Origin of the sequence: Listeria innocua (assembly GCF_028596125.1) — a bacterium.
Lineage (GTDB): Bacteria > Bacillota > Bacilli > Lactobacillales > Listeriaceae > Listeria > Listeria innocua.
The window spans coordinates 2,407,952-2,425,530 of sequence record NZ_CP117229.1 but is presented as its reverse complement, the minus strand read 5'-3'; the positions used below and the strand labels follow the sequence as shown (position 1 = coordinate 2,425,530).

18 protein-coding genes are annotated in these 17,579 nt (G+C 37.1%); all 18 read left to right on the top strand.

What is annotated here, in order from left to right:
- The first annotated feature begins 17 nt into the window (after positions 1-17).
- The 18 genes from pstB (PQQ29_RS12630) to PQQ29_RS12545 all read left to right on the top strand — a co-directional run bounded on the left by pstB (PQQ29_RS12630) (position 18) and on the right by PQQ29_RS12545 (position 17,531).
- Positions 18-833 (top strand): phosphate ABC transporter ATP-binding protein PstB, encoded by an 816-nt coding sequence (gene pstB, locus PQQ29_RS12630; RefSeq protein ID WP_003763935.1) that lies wholly within the window; start codon positions 18-20, stop codon positions 831-833.
- A gap of 14 nt (positions 834-847) precedes the next feature.
- The gene (pstB, locus tag PQQ29_RS12625; protein WP_003722628.1) at positions 848-1,627 is read left to right on the top strand and encodes a phosphate ABC transporter ATP-binding protein PstB; all 780 of its coding nucleotides are present in this window, start codon (positions 848-850) and stop codon (positions 1,625-1,627) included.
- A gap of 12 nt (positions 1,628-1,639) precedes the next feature.
- Positions 1,640-2,299 carry a phosphate signaling complex protein PhoU gene (gene phoU, locus PQQ29_RS12620; protein ID WP_003772348.1) on the top strand — a complete coding sequence of 220 codons (660 nt, stop codon included), beginning with the start codon at positions 1,640-1,642 and terminating at the stop codon, positions 2,297-2,299.
- A gap of 270 nt (positions 2,300-2,569) precedes the next feature.
- Positions 2,570-2,875, top strand: coding sequence for an ArsR/SmtB family transcription factor (locus PQQ29_RS12615; RefSeq protein WP_010991311.1), 306 nt, complete (start codon positions 2,570-2,572; stop codon positions 2,873-2,875).
- Positions 2,876-2,981: 106 nt separating this feature from the next.
- On the top strand, positions 2,982-3,368 hold the full coding sequence (locus PQQ29_RS12610; RefSeq protein ID WP_003763927.1) for a hypothetical protein: 387 nt from the start codon (positions 2,982-2,984) through the stop codon (positions 3,366-3,368).
- A 21-nt stretch (positions 3,369-3,389) separates the two neighbouring features.
- Entirely contained in the window at positions 3,390-4,037 is a 648-nt protein-coding gene (locus PQQ29_RS12605) for an HD domain-containing protein (protein WP_003768317.1), read from the top strand.
- Between the two features lie 21 nt (positions 4,038-4,058).
- The gene (locus tag PQQ29_RS12600; RefSeq protein WP_003763924.1) at positions 4,059-4,298 is read left to right on the top strand and encodes a CsbA family protein; all 240 of its coding nucleotides are present in this window, start codon (positions 4,059-4,061) and stop codon (positions 4,296-4,298) included.
- 247 nt (positions 4,299-4,545) lie between these two features.
- Complete coding sequence (gene uvrB, locus PQQ29_RS12595; protein WP_010991310.1) at positions 4,546-6,522, top strand: excinuclease ABC subunit UvrB; 1,977 nt, start codon at positions 4,546-4,548, stop codon at positions 6,520-6,522.
- Positions 6,523-6,529: 7 nt separating this feature from the next.
- Positions 6,530-9,400, top strand: a complete 2,871-nt coding sequence (uvrA, locus tag PQQ29_RS12590) for an excinuclease ABC subunit UvrA (protein ID WP_010991309.1) — start codon at positions 6,530-6,532, stop codon at positions 9,398-9,400.
- 208 nt (positions 9,401-9,608) lie between these two features.
- Positions 9,609-10,859, top strand: a complete 1,251-nt coding sequence (locus PQQ29_RS12585; RefSeq protein ID WP_010991308.1) for a DUF4097 family beta strand repeat-containing protein — start codon at positions 9,609-9,611, stop codon at positions 10,857-10,859.
- Positions 10,860-10,926: 67 nt separating this feature from the next.
- Positions 10,927-12,138, top strand: coding sequence for a DUF4097 family beta strand repeat-containing protein (locus tag PQQ29_RS12580; protein WP_010991307.1), 1,212 nt, complete (start codon positions 10,927-10,929; stop codon positions 12,136-12,138).
- Between the two features lie 23 nt (positions 12,139-12,161).
- Positions 12,162-12,362: a PspC domain-containing protein gene (locus tag PQQ29_RS12575; RefSeq protein WP_003772354.1), complete on the top strand. Its 201-nt coding sequence runs from the start codon at positions 12,162-12,164 to the stop codon at positions 12,360-12,362.
- Positions 12,363-12,370: 8 nt separating this feature from the next.
- Entirely contained in the window at positions 12,371-12,724 is a 354-nt protein-coding gene (locus PQQ29_RS12570; protein ID WP_003763913.1) for a phage holin family protein, read from the top strand.
- A gap of 186 nt (positions 12,725-12,910) precedes the next feature.
- Entirely contained in the window at positions 12,911-13,849 is a 939-nt protein-coding gene (gene hprK / locus PQQ29_RS12565) for an HPr(Ser) kinase/phosphatase (RefSeq protein WP_003763911.1), read from the top strand.
- Positions 13,850-13,940: 91 nt separating this feature from the next.
- On the top strand, positions 13,941-14,774 hold the full coding sequence (gene lgt, locus PQQ29_RS12560; protein ID WP_003772355.1) for a prolipoprotein diacylglyceryl transferase: 834 nt from the start codon (positions 13,941-13,943) through the stop codon (positions 14,772-14,774).
- A gap of 42 nt (positions 14,775-14,816) precedes the next feature.
- On the top strand, positions 14,817-15,470 hold the full coding sequence (ppaX, locus tag PQQ29_RS12555) for a pyrophosphatase PpaX (protein ID WP_003763908.1): 654 nt from the start codon (positions 14,817-14,819) through the stop codon (positions 15,468-15,470).
- Between the two features lie 3 nt (positions 15,471-15,473).
- Entirely contained in the window at positions 15,474-15,971 is a 498-nt protein-coding gene (locus tag PQQ29_RS12550) for an acyltransferase (RefSeq protein ID WP_003772356.1), read from the top strand.
- A gap of 84 nt (positions 15,972-16,055) precedes the next feature.
- The gene (locus tag PQQ29_RS12545; protein WP_010991305.1) at positions 16,056-17,531 is read left to right on the top strand and encodes a tetratricopeptide repeat protein; all 1,476 of its coding nucleotides are present in this window, start codon (positions 16,056-16,058) and stop codon (positions 17,529-17,531) included.
- The last annotated feature ends 48 nt before the right edge of the window (positions 17,532-17,579 follow it).

Below are 17,579 nucleotides of genomic sequence, written 5' to 3'. Positions count from 1 at the left end.
AAAGGAGATTTTAAATGATGTTAACGAAGAAACCTGAAATTAATACAATTTTACAAACTACACCAGATCCTCACTCACTTCCTGCTGCGATGGCGACAGAGGATTTGCACGTATATTATGGAGATAATCACGCAATTAAAGGTGTTGATTTAACCTTTCCAGAAAATAAAGTAACAGCTTTAATCGGACCATCTGGTTGCGGGAAATCAACTTATTTAAGAGCATTAAATCGGATGAATGATGAAATTGACGGTTGCCGTATGGAAGGACAAATTTTATACGACGGCATTAATATTAACCGCAAAGAAGTCGATTTATACAATGTTCGTAAAGAAATAGGCATGGTATTCCAAAAGCCAAACCCATTCACGAAATCCATCTATGAAAATGTTGCTTTTGGACTTAAACGCCATGGGATGAAAAACAAAAAAGAAATTATGGAGCGGGTTGAAAAAAGCTTGCGCCGTGCCGCTCTTTGGGACGAAGTAAAAGACGATTTAGGAAAAAGTGCGCTATCACTTTCCGGTGGACAGCAACAACGGCTTTGTATCGCTAGAGCTGTAGCAATGCAGCCTAAAGTATTGCTACTTGATGAACCTGCTTCAGCGCTAGACCCAATTTCCACAAGTAAAATTGAAGATTTAATCAATGAATTGAAAAATAAATATACCATTATTATCGTAACGCACAATATGCAACAGGCAGCACGGGTTTCAGACTACACTTCTTTCTTTTATCTAGGAGAAGTCGTGGAATTCTCAGGAACATCCGAACTATTTACGAATCCACAAGAAAAACAAACCGAAGACTATATTTCTGGTAACTTTGGCTAGAAAGGAGCTTTTTTATGACAACCGAAACTGCTGAAAAAGTAGAGTACATTATTGAAACAAAAGACGTAGATTTATTTTATGGTTCCAAACAAGCACTACAAAAAATCGCTTTAAATATTAAAAAGAATCAAGTTACCGCATTAATTGGGCCGTCGGGATGCGGAAAATCTACTTTTCTAAGAACGCTTAATCGGATGAATGATTTAATTCCAAATGTAAAAACAACTGGCGAAATCCATATTGGCGGAGAAAATGTCCAAGATCCGAAAATTGATATGGTTAATTTACGAAAAAAAGTGGGTATGGTCTTTCAACAAGCCAATCCATTTCCATTTTCAATTTATGATAATGTAGCTTATGGTCCACGGATGCACGGTATAAAAGATAAAAAAGTGTTAGATGAGATTGTTGAGAGAAGTTTGCGTCAGGCGGCTCTTTGGGAAGAAGTTCATGATAGATTAGATCGTTCGGCAATTGGCATGTCAGGTGGGCAGCAGCAACGACTTTGTATCGCACGCGTGCTTGCAGTTAAACCGGATGTTATCTTGATGGATGAGCCGACTTCTGCACTAGATCCGATTTCGACAGCGAAAGTAGAAGATTTGATTTTAGAATTAAAGAAAGACTATACGATTGTAATTGTGACGCACAATATGCAACAGGCATCCCGGATTTCGGATGAAACAGCCTTTTTCCTTAATGGCCGCATCGTGGAATTCGCGGATACGACAAGTATTTTTACCAACCCAGCAGAAAAAGAAACTGAAGACTATATTTCAGGAAGATTTGGATAAAGGAGTGTTATTATGGTAGTCAGAAAAATTTTCACAGAACAGTTAAACGACTTGCATCAACATCTAATGGAAATGGGAATGCTTGCGAATGAAGCGATTTTTAAAGCAGTAAAATCACTCGTACATCGTGACACGGAGCTTGCTAAACAAGTAGTCGCAGAAGATAAGGCAATTAATAATATGGAGCTCTCACTGGAACAACGCTCTTTTGAGTTAATCGCTTTGCAACAACCAGTCGGTATGGATTTACGGAAAATCGTTACCGTGCTCAAAACAAGTTCAGATTTAGAACGTATTGGTGATCACGCAGTAAGTATTGCCAAAACAGCTATTTTAATTGGCGAAAGTAAAGTTTTAAAGCCGATTCCTGAAATTCCAGAAATGGGTGAAATTGTAAAATCAATGCTGCAAGATGTCTTAAAAGCATATCTTTCGGAAGATGATGAGGCTGCTCGTGAAATAGCAGCACGCGACAATGAAGTAGATAAACTGCATAAAATCGTTTATCAAAAATGTATTAATTTTATGCAAGAAGAACCTGAGCACATTGAAGATGTATCGCAATTACTTTTAGTTTCTCAATATATTGAACGCATTGGTGATTATGTGACGAATGTTTGTGAATGGATTGTTTACTTGAAGAGCGGTGAAATTGAAGATTTAAATAGATAAAAAAAGCCCGATTTTCCTTTCCACAGGTTAATCGGGCTCTTTTTGGTGTGTGTTAGGCGGTTTAAATAACTTCTCAAATATTTAAAACCTTAGCTATCCTCCAATACTCCTTTCGTTGTTATAAAGAAATTGTATCATTTTAAGAGAGAATATTACTTTTTTGCTCATATTTAATCATTTTTGAATGAAGAGGTAGTTAAACTTGCGGAATCATTCCTATTTAAGTATCATATGAATATATGACCATATATGAAGAATGAGGTGATTCTGATGGAAAACGCAAAACAAACTTTAGATGAAGAGACGCTTTTTAGTGTAACGCAAATTTTCAAGGCGCTTTCTGATCCGACACGTGTTCAAATTTTAAACCTGCTTCAAGAGCGAGAATACTCTGTGAATGAAATTGCGCGAACGCTGACTTTTAATCAAACAACGGTTTCACACCAGCTCCGTTTTTTAAAAAACTTAAGGCTTGTGAAATCAAGACGTGAAGGCACTACAATTTATTATATGCAAGATGATAATCACGTATTAGAATTACTGACCCAAGCAATTCGCCACGTGCACCATCACTAACAACAAGCGCTCAGAAAACCTTTTTAGGAATGATGGGTGTTTTTTATGCCAAATAATGAGAGATTATGATAAAGTAGTTAACAAATAAAAATTTGGAGGAAACATTTTGAGCAAATTATCGCCAGTACAAAAATTTATCGTCATTGCGGGAATAGTTGTCATGGTTATTATTTCTATTTTAGCAGTTATTTGGAATAGCAATCTTGCGGCAGTTATTGGTTTGTCGGTTGCACAATTTATTATTATTCAGTTGGTATGTTATGTAGGAATATATTCGCATATGAAAGTAGGAACAGCACGAGGTACGAAACTTTTTAGTTGGGGAATATTAACGACACTTCTGTTTTCAGCAATTATTTTTATTTTTGCTACAGATAATTTTAGAACCTATTCCGCAGCAATGATCGCTCTAATTGGTTACTGTGCAGCATTAATGATGCGCGAAATCGAAAATACTAATCCTGCCAATAAAAAACAAAAAAGAGAGGAATAAAACGAAGAATGGAGTGATAGTATGGGAATTCATCAATATTTCCAAAGTTTATCGGATTTAGAGAACATTTATCGTTGCCCGGGAAAATTTAAATATCAAGAGCATTCGGTTGCAGAACACTCTTACAAGGTTACTTCTATTGCACAGTTTTTTGGAGCTGTAGAAGAAGATGCGGGCAATGAGGTTAATTGGCGTGCTTTATATGAAAAAGCGTTGAATCATGACTATTCAGAGCTTTTTATTGGTGACATTAAAACACCTGTAAAATACGCAACGACAGAACTAAGAGAAATGCTCTCTGAAGTGGAAGAAAGCATGACTAAAAATTTTATTAGCCGCGAGATACCAGCAACTTTCCAACCGATTTATCGACACTTGTTAAAAGAAGGGAAAGACAGTACGTTAGAAGGGAAAATTCTCGCTATATCTGATAAAGTAGACTTGTTATATGAGTCCTTTGGCGAGATCCAAAAAGGTAATCCAGAAAACATTTTTGTTGAAATTTATAGTGAAGCACTTGCGACTATTTATGAATACCGAGAAATGGCCAGTGTAAAATACTTTTTAAAAGAAATTTTACCAGATATGCTTGCTGAAAAAGGTATTGAAAAGACGGAATTACCACAACTTACTACAGAAATAACGACAAAAGCATTGCGTGACGAGTAAAAAATTGGGGAGGGAAGTAAGATGGATCAAATTATATCTGCACTTATTTTCCCTTGTCTGCTTGTCATTCTCTTTGCGCGCATCACGTATAACCGTTATGTCGCCTTAGTGCTTATGGTGGTTTTGATAGCCGCTTCTGCCAAATTGGGTTACACAAGTTCGTTTTGGCTAATCACGATAGACGCCTTTTCGATGACAATTGGTTTTGTCGTAGCCACATACATGTTACGACGTTTAAAGAAAAGCGGCAGTGACTTTTAAAGAGCAAATAGATAGGTAGAATACTCTAAAAGTGATAAAATAAAGAAAAGCGTAATCAACAGGTTGCGTTTTTTATTTTCAAATGAATACGAAAATATGTTCGGTTTTTGCTAGGCTAATTAAAATATTTATGATAAAATAGAAACATTAACGGATCTGAAAAATCCGCTTTTTGCTTTGCTGGATATTTTACAGTTAAAGCTTTTAGATGCCAGAATCGGACCGATAAGGAATGGGGGAATCCGAGTTGAAGGATAAATTTGAGTTAGTTTCTAAGTATAGCCCACAAGGAGACCAACCTAGAGCAATAGAACAATTAGTTGCGGGATTAAAAAAAGGCTTAAAACACCAAACCTTACTTGGGGCAACCGGTACAGGGAAAACTTTTACTGTATCTAATGTAATTCAAGAAGTAAATAAACCAACTCTTGTTATGGCACATAATAAGACGCTAGCGGGACAATTATATAGTGAATTCAAAGAGTTTTTCCCGAATAATGCAGTGGAATACTTTGTTAGTTACTATGATTATTACCAGCCAGAAGCTTATGTACCGCAGAGTGATACCTACATTGAAAAAGACGCTAGTATCAATGACGAAATAGATAAGCTTCGTCACTCCGCTACAGCAGCACTTTTTGAACGTAGAGATGTAATTATTATCGCCAGTGTATCTTGTATTTATGGTTTAGGTTCGCCGGTCGAATACGGAGAAATGCTAGTTTCGCTTCGGGTAGGCATGGAGATTAGCCGAGACCAATTGTTACGCAAGCTGGTTGATATTCAATATGACCGAAATGATATTGATTTTCAGCGCGGTCGTTTTCGTGTCCGCGGAGATGTGGTCGAAATTTTCCCGGCATCTAGAGATGAACACTGTATGAGAATTGAATTTTTTGGCGACGAAATTGAACGTATTAGGGAAGTAGATGCCCTTACTGGAGAAATCATAGGCGACAGAGAACACGTTTCTATTTTCCCAGCATCTCACTTTGTTACTAGACCAGATATTATGAAAAAAGCAATTGTTAATATAAAAGCAGAACTTGAAGACCGCCTTAAAGTCTTAAGAGCAGAAAATAAACTACTGGAAGCACAGCGTCTTGAACAGAGAACCAATTACGATATAGAAATGATGGAAGAAATGGGTTATTGTTCAGGTATTGAAAACTATTCAAGACATTTATCACTACGTCCAGCGGGAGTAACTCCATATACATTGCTAGATTATTTCCCAGATGATTTCCAAATAGTTATTGATGAATCACATGTAACGATGCCTCAAATTCGTGGCATGTTCAACGGGGACCAAGCCAGAAAGCAAATGCTAGTCGATCATGGTTTTAGGTTGCCAAGCGCACTTGATAACCGTCCACTTCGATTAGAAGAATTTGAAAAGCATATTAATCAAATTATGTTTATCTCTGCAACCCCAGGCCCATACGAATTAGAAAAGAATCCAGATGTAATTGAACAAATCATTCGACCTACCGGACTACTAGATCCAATTGTCGAAATACGTCCTATCCAAGGTCAGATAGATGATTTAATGGATGAAATCAATGATCGAGTTGAGAAGAACGAACGAGTTCTAATCACTACTTTAACGAAAAAAATGTCGGAGGATTTGACGAATTACCTAAAAGAAGCCGGCGTAAAAGTTCAATATTTACATTCTGAGGTAAAAACATTAGAGCGAATTGAAATTATTCGTGACCTTCGATTAGGGGTATACGATGTTATTGTTGGGATTAACTTACTCCGTGAAGGAATCGATTTACCAGAGGTGTCCTTGGTAGCAATTTTAGATGCCGATAAAGAAGGTTTCTTACGTTCAGAACGTTCCTTAATCCAAACGATGGGACGAGCTGCCCGTAATGAAAATGGACGAGTAATTATGTACGCAGATAAAATGACAGATTCCATGCGCAATTCGATTAGTGAAACTGAACGTCGTCGTAAAATCCAAATTGAATATAACGAAAAACATGGCATCACACCAAAAACAATTAGAAAAGAAATTCGTGGCATTATCGCAGCAACTTCTGCCGCAGATGAACGAGAAGCAATAAAACAACATGATTTAAGTAAAATGTCTAAGAAAGAACGAGATATTTTCATTGAAGGTATGGAACACGAGATGAAAGAAGCAGCCAAAGCACTTGATTTCGAACGTGCAGCTGAACTTCGTGATGCTTTACTGGAAATAAAAGCGGAAGGATGAAGCGGAATTGGATAAAGAAAAAATAGTCATTCAAGGTGCAAGAGCCCATAATTTAAAAAACATTGATGTAGAGATTCCAAGAGATAAATTAGTAGTGATGACCGGGCTTTCTGGTTCAGGAAAATCTTCGCTAGCTTTTGATACAATTTATGCAGAAGGACAAAGACGTTATGTAGAGTCTTTGTCTGCTTATGCTCGCCAATTTTTAGGTCAAATGGATAAACCGGATGTAGATTTAATTGAAGGGTTAAGCCCAGCTATTTCTATCGATCAGAAAACTACTAGCCGTAATCCGCGATCTACCGTTGGGACAGTTACAGAAATACATGATTACTTGCGTTTACTCTATGCACGAGTGGGGCATCCAGTGTGTCCAAACCACGGCATTGAAATCACTTCCCAAACAATCGAACAAATGGTAGACCGTGTGCTCGAATACCCAGAAAAAACACGTATTCAAATTATGGCGCCTATAGTTTCTGGTAAAAAAGGAACACATAAGAAAACAATTGAAGAAATTAAAAAAGAAGGCTACGTACGTATTCGGGTTGATGGAGAAATATACGATATTAACGACGAAATCGAAATCGAAAAAAACAAAAAACATTCTATCGAAATTATAATCGATCGTATTGTCATTAAAGAAGGCATAAATACTCGACTATATGATTCTATTGAAGCTGCTCTACGCCTGGCTGATGGATACGCAGTAGTGGAAATTATGGGTGATAAAGAATTACTATTTAGCGAACATTATGCATGTCCTTATTGTGGTTTTTCGGTTGGTGAATTAGAGCCAAGAATGTTTTCATTTAATAGCCCGTTTGGTGCTTGTCCTACTTGTGATGGACTTGGAACAAAATTAGAAGTAGACGTGGACACGGTTATTCCGGATAGAAGTTTAACATTAAATGAAGGCGCAATTGTTCCGTGGAGACCAATTAGTTCACAATATTATCCACAAATGCTAGCTTCTGCTTGTAAAGAATTTGGAATTGATATGGATACACCGATAGAAGAACTTTCGAAAGAAGCATTAGATATTGTTTTAAATGGTTCAAAAGACAAAGAATTTTACTTTGAATACAAAAATGATTTTGGTATGACACGAGAAACTTGGATTCCGTTTGAAGGAATTCTGCCAAACATCGAACGTCGTTACCGTGAAACTAATTCAGATTTCACTCGCGATCAAATGGCGCAGTATATGACGGATTTACCTTGCCCATCTTGTAAAGGATATCGTCTTAAAGAAGAAACACTTTCTGTCAAAGTGAACAATCATCACATAGGGCAAATTAGCGAGTTTTCCATCAATGAAGCTCTTGATTTCTTTGATAGCCTAGAGCTTTCAGAAAAAGAAACGCAAATCGCGGCGCCAATTTTCAAAGAAGTGCGAGCTAGACTAGGGTTCTTAAAAAATGTTGGGCTTGATTATTTAACAATGAGCCGTGCTGCTGGAACTTTATCAGGAGGAGAAGCACAGCGAATTCGACTAGCAACCCAAATTGGTTCGAGATTGACTGGCGTACTTTACATTCTTGATGAGCCTTCCATTGGACTTCATCAGCGTGATAACGATCGATTGATCAACACACTTCAAAGTATGCGAGATATTGGAAATACGCTTATTGTCGTGGAACATGATGAAGACACAATGATGGCAGCAGATTATCTGATTGATATTGGTCCAGGTGCTGGAGAACATGGCGGGCGAATTGTTGCAGCCGGAACGCCAGAAGAAGTGGCGAAGAACAAAAACTCTATCACCGGGGATTATCTTTCTGGCAAAAAATTCATTCCTGTTCCTGCCAAAAGAAGAAAAGGAAACGGACTTGAATTAGAAATCGTCGGAGCTAAAGCAAACAACTTAAAAAATGTAAATGCCAAAATACCACTAGCTACTTTTTCATGTGTGACTGGGGTATCCGGTTCCGGAAAAAGCTCACTAGTCAATGAAGTACTAAGAAAAGCGCTAGCGAGAAAGCTTAATCGAAATCACGCCAAACCAGGTGAACATAAAGAAATAAAAGGAATCGAAAACCTAGAAAAAATCATCAATATCGATCAATCTCCAATCGGTAGAACACCAAGATCTAATCCAGCAACATATACTGGCGCGTTTGATGATATTCGTGATCTATTCGCGAGTACTAATGAAGCCAAAGTCCGTGGTTACAAAAAAGGCCGTTTCAGTTTCAACGTAAAAGGCGGTCGTTGTGAGGCATGTAAGGGCGATGGAATCATAAAAATCGAAATGCACTTTTTACCAGATGTTTATGTACCTTGCGAAGTTTGTCATGGTAAACGCTATAATGGCGAAACTTTGGATATTCGCTACAAAGGGAAAAACATTGCCGAAGTGCTAGAAATGACTGTGGAAGAAGGGTTAGAATATTTCACTAACCAACCGCGAATTGCTCGCAAACTGCAAACCATTGTCGATGTGGGACTGGGCTATATTCGTCTCGGTCAACCTGCAACAACTCTTTCTGGCGGTGAGGCGCAACGTGTGAAACTAGCGTCCGAACTTCATAAACGCAGCAACGGTAAATCATTCTACATCCTTGATGAACCAACCACTGGACTCCATGCAGATGACATCGGCCGTTTACTAAAAGTATTACAAAGACTTGTAGAAGAAAACGGCGATACAGTTCTTGTTATTGAACATAATTTAGATGTTATTAAACAAGCTGACTACTTGATTGACTTAGGTCCAGAAGGTGGCGATGGCGGCGGTCAAATTATCGCAACTGGCACACCAGAAAAAATCGCGCGTTCTAAAAAATCATACACAGGCAAATACTTAAAACCAATTTTAGAACGTGACAAAGAACGCACAGAAGAACGTATTGCAACAGCTAAGAAAAAATAAATCTAAATCCCGCTTATATTTTAATAAGCGGGATTTTTTTCTTGTGCCGAAGACCAAACCACCCAAAGTCTAAACAAATAATCATCCTCTGGTTGTATGACAGAAATTATTTTTTCCTTCATAATAGAGTCATAGATAAAACAGATAGATTACTTGCACATGAAGCAAGCCTAAAATAGCTAAACCGAAAAATTAGGAGGAAATGAAAATGGAAAATGAACGTAAACGTATTCTCGAATTAGTGAAACAAGGTATCATTTCTACTGAAGAGGCCCTTACCCTACTTGAAAATATTTCTAAAAAAGAAGGTAAATCCGCAGCAAAAGAAAATATCCGTCGTTCTACAGCACCAAGAGAAGAACGTGTTGAAGAACCGGAAGAAGAACCAACGTATGATTATAGCAAAGGTTGGAACAATGAAGGAAATCCTTACACTGCTCCGAAAAGCCGTAAGAGACGCCCAGAACCAACTCCAGAAAACCATGAGCACCAAGAAGAAAATGAAAATTCTTCTAAAGACCGTGAAGACTCCATGCGCAATATGGTCAATGACTTATCACAAGCTGGTGAAAAGATCGGTTCTTTCCTAAACAGCGCGTTTAAACAAGTAAAAGATATGCCGTTTCCATTTCTTACATCTACTAAGATTGAACGTGATTTCATTTACCACGACACAACGCTTTCAATTTTAGAATTTGAAATTGCTAATGGTAATGTTGAATTTAAACCATCCGACTCAAATGATATTAAAGTTCACGCGATGATTAAACTTTTCAAAGAATATCCAGAAGATGAAGCACTTAAAATCTTTTTTGATAAAACGACTTTACGTGTAGATGAAGAAACATTGCGTTTTGAATCAACATCGAAACAAATCGTTACGAATTTAACTGTGTACTTGCCTCGTCGTGAGTATGATTATGTTTCTGTAAAAATGCTGAATGGTAATTTCCACATGGATGAATTATCAGGCCGCGATTTATTTGTAAAAACAACAAATGGTAATGTTAGCATTGGTACACTAAATGCTACTTTAGCTGAAATTGAATCAATTAATGGGAATGTACGTATCCAAAATGGTGAAATCCGTGATGTAGCACTTAAAACATTTAACGGTAATGTGGCAGTAAAAGGTAATTATTACTCAACAAACTTGCAAACTAAAAATGGTAACGTTAATTATCAGCTAACTGGTAATGAAGCTACTTTCTTAAAAGCTAAAACGGGTGCCGGTAATATCGAAGTAATCGTACCAACAACTATTGGTGTAGATGGTCGCTTCCATACAAACCTGGGAAAACTATATTTAGACTTAAAAGATGCAGAAGTACTTCAATCAAAAACTGAATCAGTAAGTAAATCAATTGTATTTACTAAACTACCAACAGCAGCTGATTCTTCACTAAAAATCGAAGCAGAAGCAACTACAGGTTCCGTTAAGATTCGTGATGCAAAATAATTAATTGAAATCTAGCGCGGAGAAAGCGCGCTAGATTTTACATAGAAATAAGAAAGGAAGAGCTAACATGGATAAAAAATTAAGAAGATCAAGAGTGGACCGGAAAGTCGGCGGTGTTTTTGGCGGACTAGCCGAATTTCTAGGAATAGATGCCACACTTCTACGCCTTATCTATATTATCATCACGATTATTACGATGAAAACCGGTATTGCGATTATTGCTTACATCGTTGCCTTGTTTGTGATTCCTTCTTCTGATACAAGTAATGAGGAAGTACTTGAACGGCACCGTCGCCGCGTTGATGAAAAAAGAAGACGCCACGCCGACCGTAATGAAGCGAGACAGGAAGTGCGAGAAGCGATGAGAAATAGCCGTCATCACAACAGACAAAAACCAGTTAGACCAGAACCAATCCATCACGGAGCAAGAAGAAAAGAAGCTCGTCCTCGTCCAGTGCGAGAATTCAATTTTGACGATGCAACTTTCCGCTCTTTTACAATAAGAGTAGCTACTGGGGATGTTATTATCCGTTCTTGGGACAAAGATCAAATGAAAATTCGTGCCGTACTAGCTGTACACGAAAAAGCACGCTCCATTCGTCAATTAAGTGAAGAAAAACTCTGGGATTACTTCTTTAGCCAAACAATGCTAGACATTTCACCAGATAGTTTCACTTTTGAATCAAAAAATGAATTACTAAAAACAGATTTAGTTGTTACTATTCCAAAACGTTTATATGAACAAGTAAAAATTCAATTACTTAATGGTAATTTGAAATATGATGATACAGCTGCAGAAGATGCTATTATCAAAACACGTCACGGTGATATTCGTTCTTCAGGAGCTAGTGGTAAATTCCTCAGCACGGAATCCAAAGACGGTGAAATTTTCTTCAAACGTAGCTCTGTTGAAAATGTAGATATGTCTACTGCTAAAGGAGACATTGCTCTTCAAGGTAATTTCCATACAACAATTGCTAAGGCGGCTCAAGGGGATGTTGAATATATTCTCGAAAATGAAACTTCCTCAGCTGCAGATTTAGAAGCACCAAATGGCGATATTCGGATTCAAATCCCGCCAACATGGAATGTTGATGGAACACTCGGAACGAAAAAAGAAAAAATTTACTTCGACTTAAAAAATGCAAAAATTTGGGATGACGCAGAAAGAACTTTTGTTTTCACTCAAAATGCAGAAGAGATAAGTATGGCAACACTTCAAGCGAAAGTAGGAAATGGAATTATCAAAGTTTCTGAACTCGAAACAAAGAACGTTTAATAAAATGAAAGGAAGGGAAAACAATGAGAAAGTTATATAAATCTTCATCACAAAAAATGTTTGCTGGTGTTTGTGGTGGGCTTGCAGAATACTTTGGTATTGAAGTAACAATCATTCGTCTAATTTGGGCTGGAGCAGTTCTATTCTTAGGTACTGGGATTTTACTTTATATTCTAGCTGCGATTATTATGCCAAAAGCAACACCTGAATCAGAATGGGAGTGAACTAAAATATGCGTTGGATTATAGGCGTAATCATTAACTCGGTGCTTTTTGTAGCATTATCTGGATTCTTTACAAGTTTCCACGTAGATGGATTCACGACGGCGCTACTAGCGAGTTTTATATTAGCAATTCTTAATATGCTAATTAGACCTATTTTACTCCTTTTAACTTTACCGATTAATATATTTACACTTGGGCTTTTCACCTTTGTGATTAATGCAATTATGCTTGAAATGACTACTTTCTTTATTGGAGATTCTTTCCAAATTGATGGTTTTGGTACAGCGTTGATTATTGCAGCAATTATGGCTTTTGCAAACATGATTATTAATTCCGTTTTATGGGGTAATAAAGAAAATTAAACATTCCAGTTACATTTTTAGGCTTCAAACGGCCTTTTAAATGTAGCTGGTTTTGCTGTGTAGAGCCATTTGGGAAGAAAGAGGTAGCTTGATTCTCTCTAAAGTGCTAAAATGATAAGGAGCTTTCTAAACAATATTTTGTAGCGAACAGTAATGGACTTTTATAATTCATTTGGAGGTACTTGCATGACAAAATCGGTTACGGTAAAGGATTTAAAGGAACGACTTAATTTAGAGCTAATTTGTTCAGAAACGGGACTTGAAAGACCAATTTTAACAAGTGATTTATCTCGGCCTGGTTTGGAACTTACTGGATTTTTCTCGTATTATCCAGAAGACCGTGTGCAGCTTTTTGGAATGACGGAAATTTCTTTTTCAGAAGGTATGGAGCCGGAAGAACGACTTAAAAGATATAAGCAAATGTGTACGAAACGGACGCCTGCTTTTGTGATTTCTCGAAATTTAGAAGTGCCGAAAGAATTAGTAGCAGCAGCGAAAGAAGCAGATATTCCAGTTCTTCGTTCGCGCTTAAAGACTACGCGTTTATCCGTTTATATTACGAACTATTTAGAAAGCAGATTGGCACCTGTTATCTCAATGCATGGTGTTTTAGTAGATATTTACGGACTTGGCGTTTTAATTACAGGTAGTAGTGGTGTTGGTAAGAGTGAAACAGCGCTCGAACTTGTAAAACGTGGACATAGACTCGTAGCAGATGATAATGTAGAAATTCGTCAAGAAGATGAAATGACGCTCATCGGTTCATCGCCAGCAATTATCGAGCATTTACTAGAGATTCGAGGCCTCGGAATTATTAATGTAATGACTTTATTTGGAGCAGGAGCTGTACGTTCCAGTAAAAAAATTACTATCGTTGTGCACCTTGAAAACTGGGATCCAGATAAGCATTATGATCGCGTTGGGTTGGACCAAGAGAAGACTAAAATCTTTGATATGGACATTCCAAAAATTACTGTTCCTGTTCGTCCAGGGCGAAATTTATCTGTTATTATAGAAGTAGCAGCAATGAATTTCCGTTTGAAAAATATGGGCTACAATGCGGCAGAACAATTTACACAAGACCTAAACAATTTAATAGGTCATAATAGTAGCATGAATGATTAAATAAATAGAGAAAAGTTCTCCGCAGCCTAAACAAACAGTACGATAATCTTGTTTGGTTGCGGAGTTGTCTTTTTTTGAAAGTAGGGGAATTATGGGTAATGGTGTTCAGCCACTTGATCCGGTGGCGATTCAAATTGGTAGTATTTCCGTAAAATGGTACGGAGTTATTATCGCTTCAGCTGTTGTAATTGCGTTACTTCTTGCGCTTAGTGAAGCAAATAAACGTAAAATGGACAAAGAAATTATTGTGGATTTACTAATATGGGCGATTCCAATTTCGATTATTAGTGCTCGGATTTATTATGTTATTTTTGAGTGGGATTTTTATAAGAATAATTTAGGCGAAATAGTGAAGATTTGGCATGGTGGAATCGCGATTTATGGTGCGTTAATTGGTGCCGTGCTAACTGCAGTCATTTTCTCGCGGATTAAGAAAATTTCGTTTTGGAAACTTGCGGATGTTGTTGCACCTAGTTTGATTATTGCTCAGGCTATTGGTCGTTGGGGTAATTTTATGAACCAAGAAGCTCATGGGGCGGAAACGACTCGAGCATTTCTTGAGGGCTTACATTTGCCAGAATTTATTATCAACCAGATGTACATAGATGGTGCTTATTATCAGCCGACATTCTTATACGAGAGTTTATGGAATGTTCTTGGTTTTATCGTGTTATTAATTATTCGTCGGACCAAGATACGTAGCGGGGAACTTTTTCTTAGTTATGTAATTTGGTACTCGTTCGGAAGATTCTTTATCGAAGGAATGCGAACAGATAGTTTAATGTGGGGCGACTTTAGAGTTTCACAGGTTTTATCTTTACTGCTAATTGTGTTATCCATTGGTTTAATTATTTATCGTCGCGTGAAAATGAATCCGCCGTATTATATGGAAGATAAATTGGGTAAAGTAGCTAAAAAGAAATAAAAAGTTGAAGCTTTTCGAGTTTGTATAAGAAAGGAAGAAATTATGACTGGGAAAATTACTACATTGTTATTTGACTTAGATGGGACACTGATAAATACGAATGAGTTGATTATTAAAACTTTCCAAGCAACATTACAAGAATTCTTACCTGACCGCGTTTTTACAAGAGAAGATATTTTACCGTTTATCGGTCCTTCACTAATGGAAACGTTTCGGGAAATAAATCCAGCACATGCGGAAGAAATGCGTGTGTTTTACCGGGAATATAACTTGAAACATCATGATGATTTAATTTTAGAGTATGATGGAGTGTATGAAGCGATTCGAGCTTTGTATGAAGAAGATTATAAACTAGGAATTGTATCGACGAAAATGTACGATACGATTATGCGAGGTCTTAAAGTGACTGGCTTGGATAAATTTTTCCAAGTGGTGATTGGGTTAGATCAAGTATCTAATGCGAAACCAGATCCAGAAGGTATTGAGATGGCTCTTTCTCTGCTAAATGCAACGAAGGAAGAAGCCATTATGATTGGTGATAATTATCATGACATTGAAGCTGGGAAAAATGCGGAAACGTTAACTGCTGGAGTAGCATGGGCGATTAAAGGTCCAGAACATTTGGCGCAGTTCCAACCAGACTTTATGTTAGAAAAAATGAGTGACCTGCTTGCTATTGTAAGGGACGAGGAATAAATTTTGAGACGGCTGAATAGGTTTAAGGCGCCGGATGAGAAAGTCAACACGCTTTTCCAGGTTTATAAAACCATTTCTTTTTGGAAAGTCGTAAAGAATACTGTAGTAGTTGAATTTGGACGTTTTTTTCCTTGGATGGGTGGTAAACGTAATATTTACCGTGCTTGTCTTGGAATGAAAATTGGTAAGAAAACTGCTATTGCCTATAAAGTTATGCCGGATTTATTTTTTCCTGAGAAGATTACGATTGGAGAAAATTCTATTATTGGCTATCATACGACAATTTTAACTCATGAATATTTGTTGTCTGAGTATCATGTTGGAGAAGTCGTTATTGGTAAGAATGTGATGGTTGGGGCAAATGTAACCATTCTTCCTGGAATCGAAATAGGAGACGGTGCGATTGTTGCTGCTGGGGCAGTCGTTTCGAAGGATGTTCCGCCAGAAAGTTTTGCATATGGAAATCCTTTAGTAATAAAAGAAAAAGCTGCTTTTGAGTGAAATCAGAGTAGCTTTTTTTCTTGCCCAAAGAAATAAATTCTATGTTATACTCAGAAGAATAAGGATATTGTTGGAGGTGGGAAAATGGAAAAAGACAAAAAAACAACTGCAAAAATTTATCCATTTTATCCAAATGGTCAATTTTATTTTGAGCGTGGAGTAGAGGCGTTTCGTGAGCAAAGAATCAAAGAAGCGATTCGTTATCTAGTACGAGCGTCAGAACTTGAACCTGGAGAGCCAGTGATACTTTGTCAATTAGCAATTTGCTATACGGAGATCGGTCAATTTCATAAATCAAATCAATTACTAAGAGAGATAATGGAAAAACGTCTTGGTAATATGGAATACTGCTATTATTTTATAGCCAATAATTTTGCTTATATGAAAGATTATCGTAGGGCGCTTCAATATGCAAGTCGTTATTTAGAAATAGCAGCTGATGGAGACTATGCCGAAGAAGCTAAAGATTTAATTGAAGTATTACTCGAAGAAACGCCATTTGGTGAAACAATTGAAAATGGTTTTTCTAAATTAGAACAGGAATTTTATTCATATAAGAAAGAAATTAATCGTTATTTAGCGGAAGAAGATAGTGCTTCTGCATGTGATATTTTGAAAAAAGTGATTGATGAGAAACCGAACTTTTGGCCTGCCTATAATCAGCTAGCTGCCCTTTATTTTGAGCAATTAAAAGAAGAGGAAGGCGTTAAGGTATTAAGTGATTTAATTGCAAGAAACCCGGGGAATTTATTGGGTTTATGTGACTTGTTTATTTATCATTTTTATAAAGGTAATCGGGAAGAAGCTGACTCACTTTACTCGGAGTTGCGGGATGTTTTGCCAGTTCTCTCGCATCATAAAGAAAAAATCGGCTTAATTCATGCGATGATGGGCGACTACGAAGAAGCAGATGATTTACTTGAACAAGTGGCGGATTTGGAAGTTACGGAGCGTAGTAAATACTATTATTATCGCGCGAAATCAGCATATTATTTAGATGAAGTTGAAGAGGCTAAAATGTTTTGGCATTCCTTTTTAGAGTGCGATTTATATGAAGATACTAGATTTCCTTGGGAGCAAGAGGCGGATTTAACCAATGATACTCGTTTAGTTTTAGAAATGCTTCAAGCGGAAAGTGATATGACGCATCTTCTTGGAGTCTACGCGATGACAGTCTCGGGAAATCGACCGGAATTTGTCCTGTTTCATCCACTGCTTGATATGAGTAGTTGGTCGTATATGGAGCACTTGATGTTTACCGATTTTGATTATTTTCCAGATGGGAACGTAGAACAGAACTGCTACTTAATTATGAAAGCAATGACTATTTTACGGGAAAATGGACTTTTGTTAAATGAAGAAAATCTTCCTTTATACGAAACGATTTTTTCATTAGTCTTGATGGAAAATAGAAAAGAGCTCATTCTTGGTCGCTATACGATTGAAACGGTTGCTAGCGCGATTGCAAAAATATTTTTACCTGAAATGAAACTCGCTTCAGTAGATGAATTTGAATGTAGCAAGTGTGCAAGAGATATTGAACAATTTCTGAGCAGATAAATAGACCTTTTTGCTATTCCGTATTAGGATTAATTTAGACTAACTATT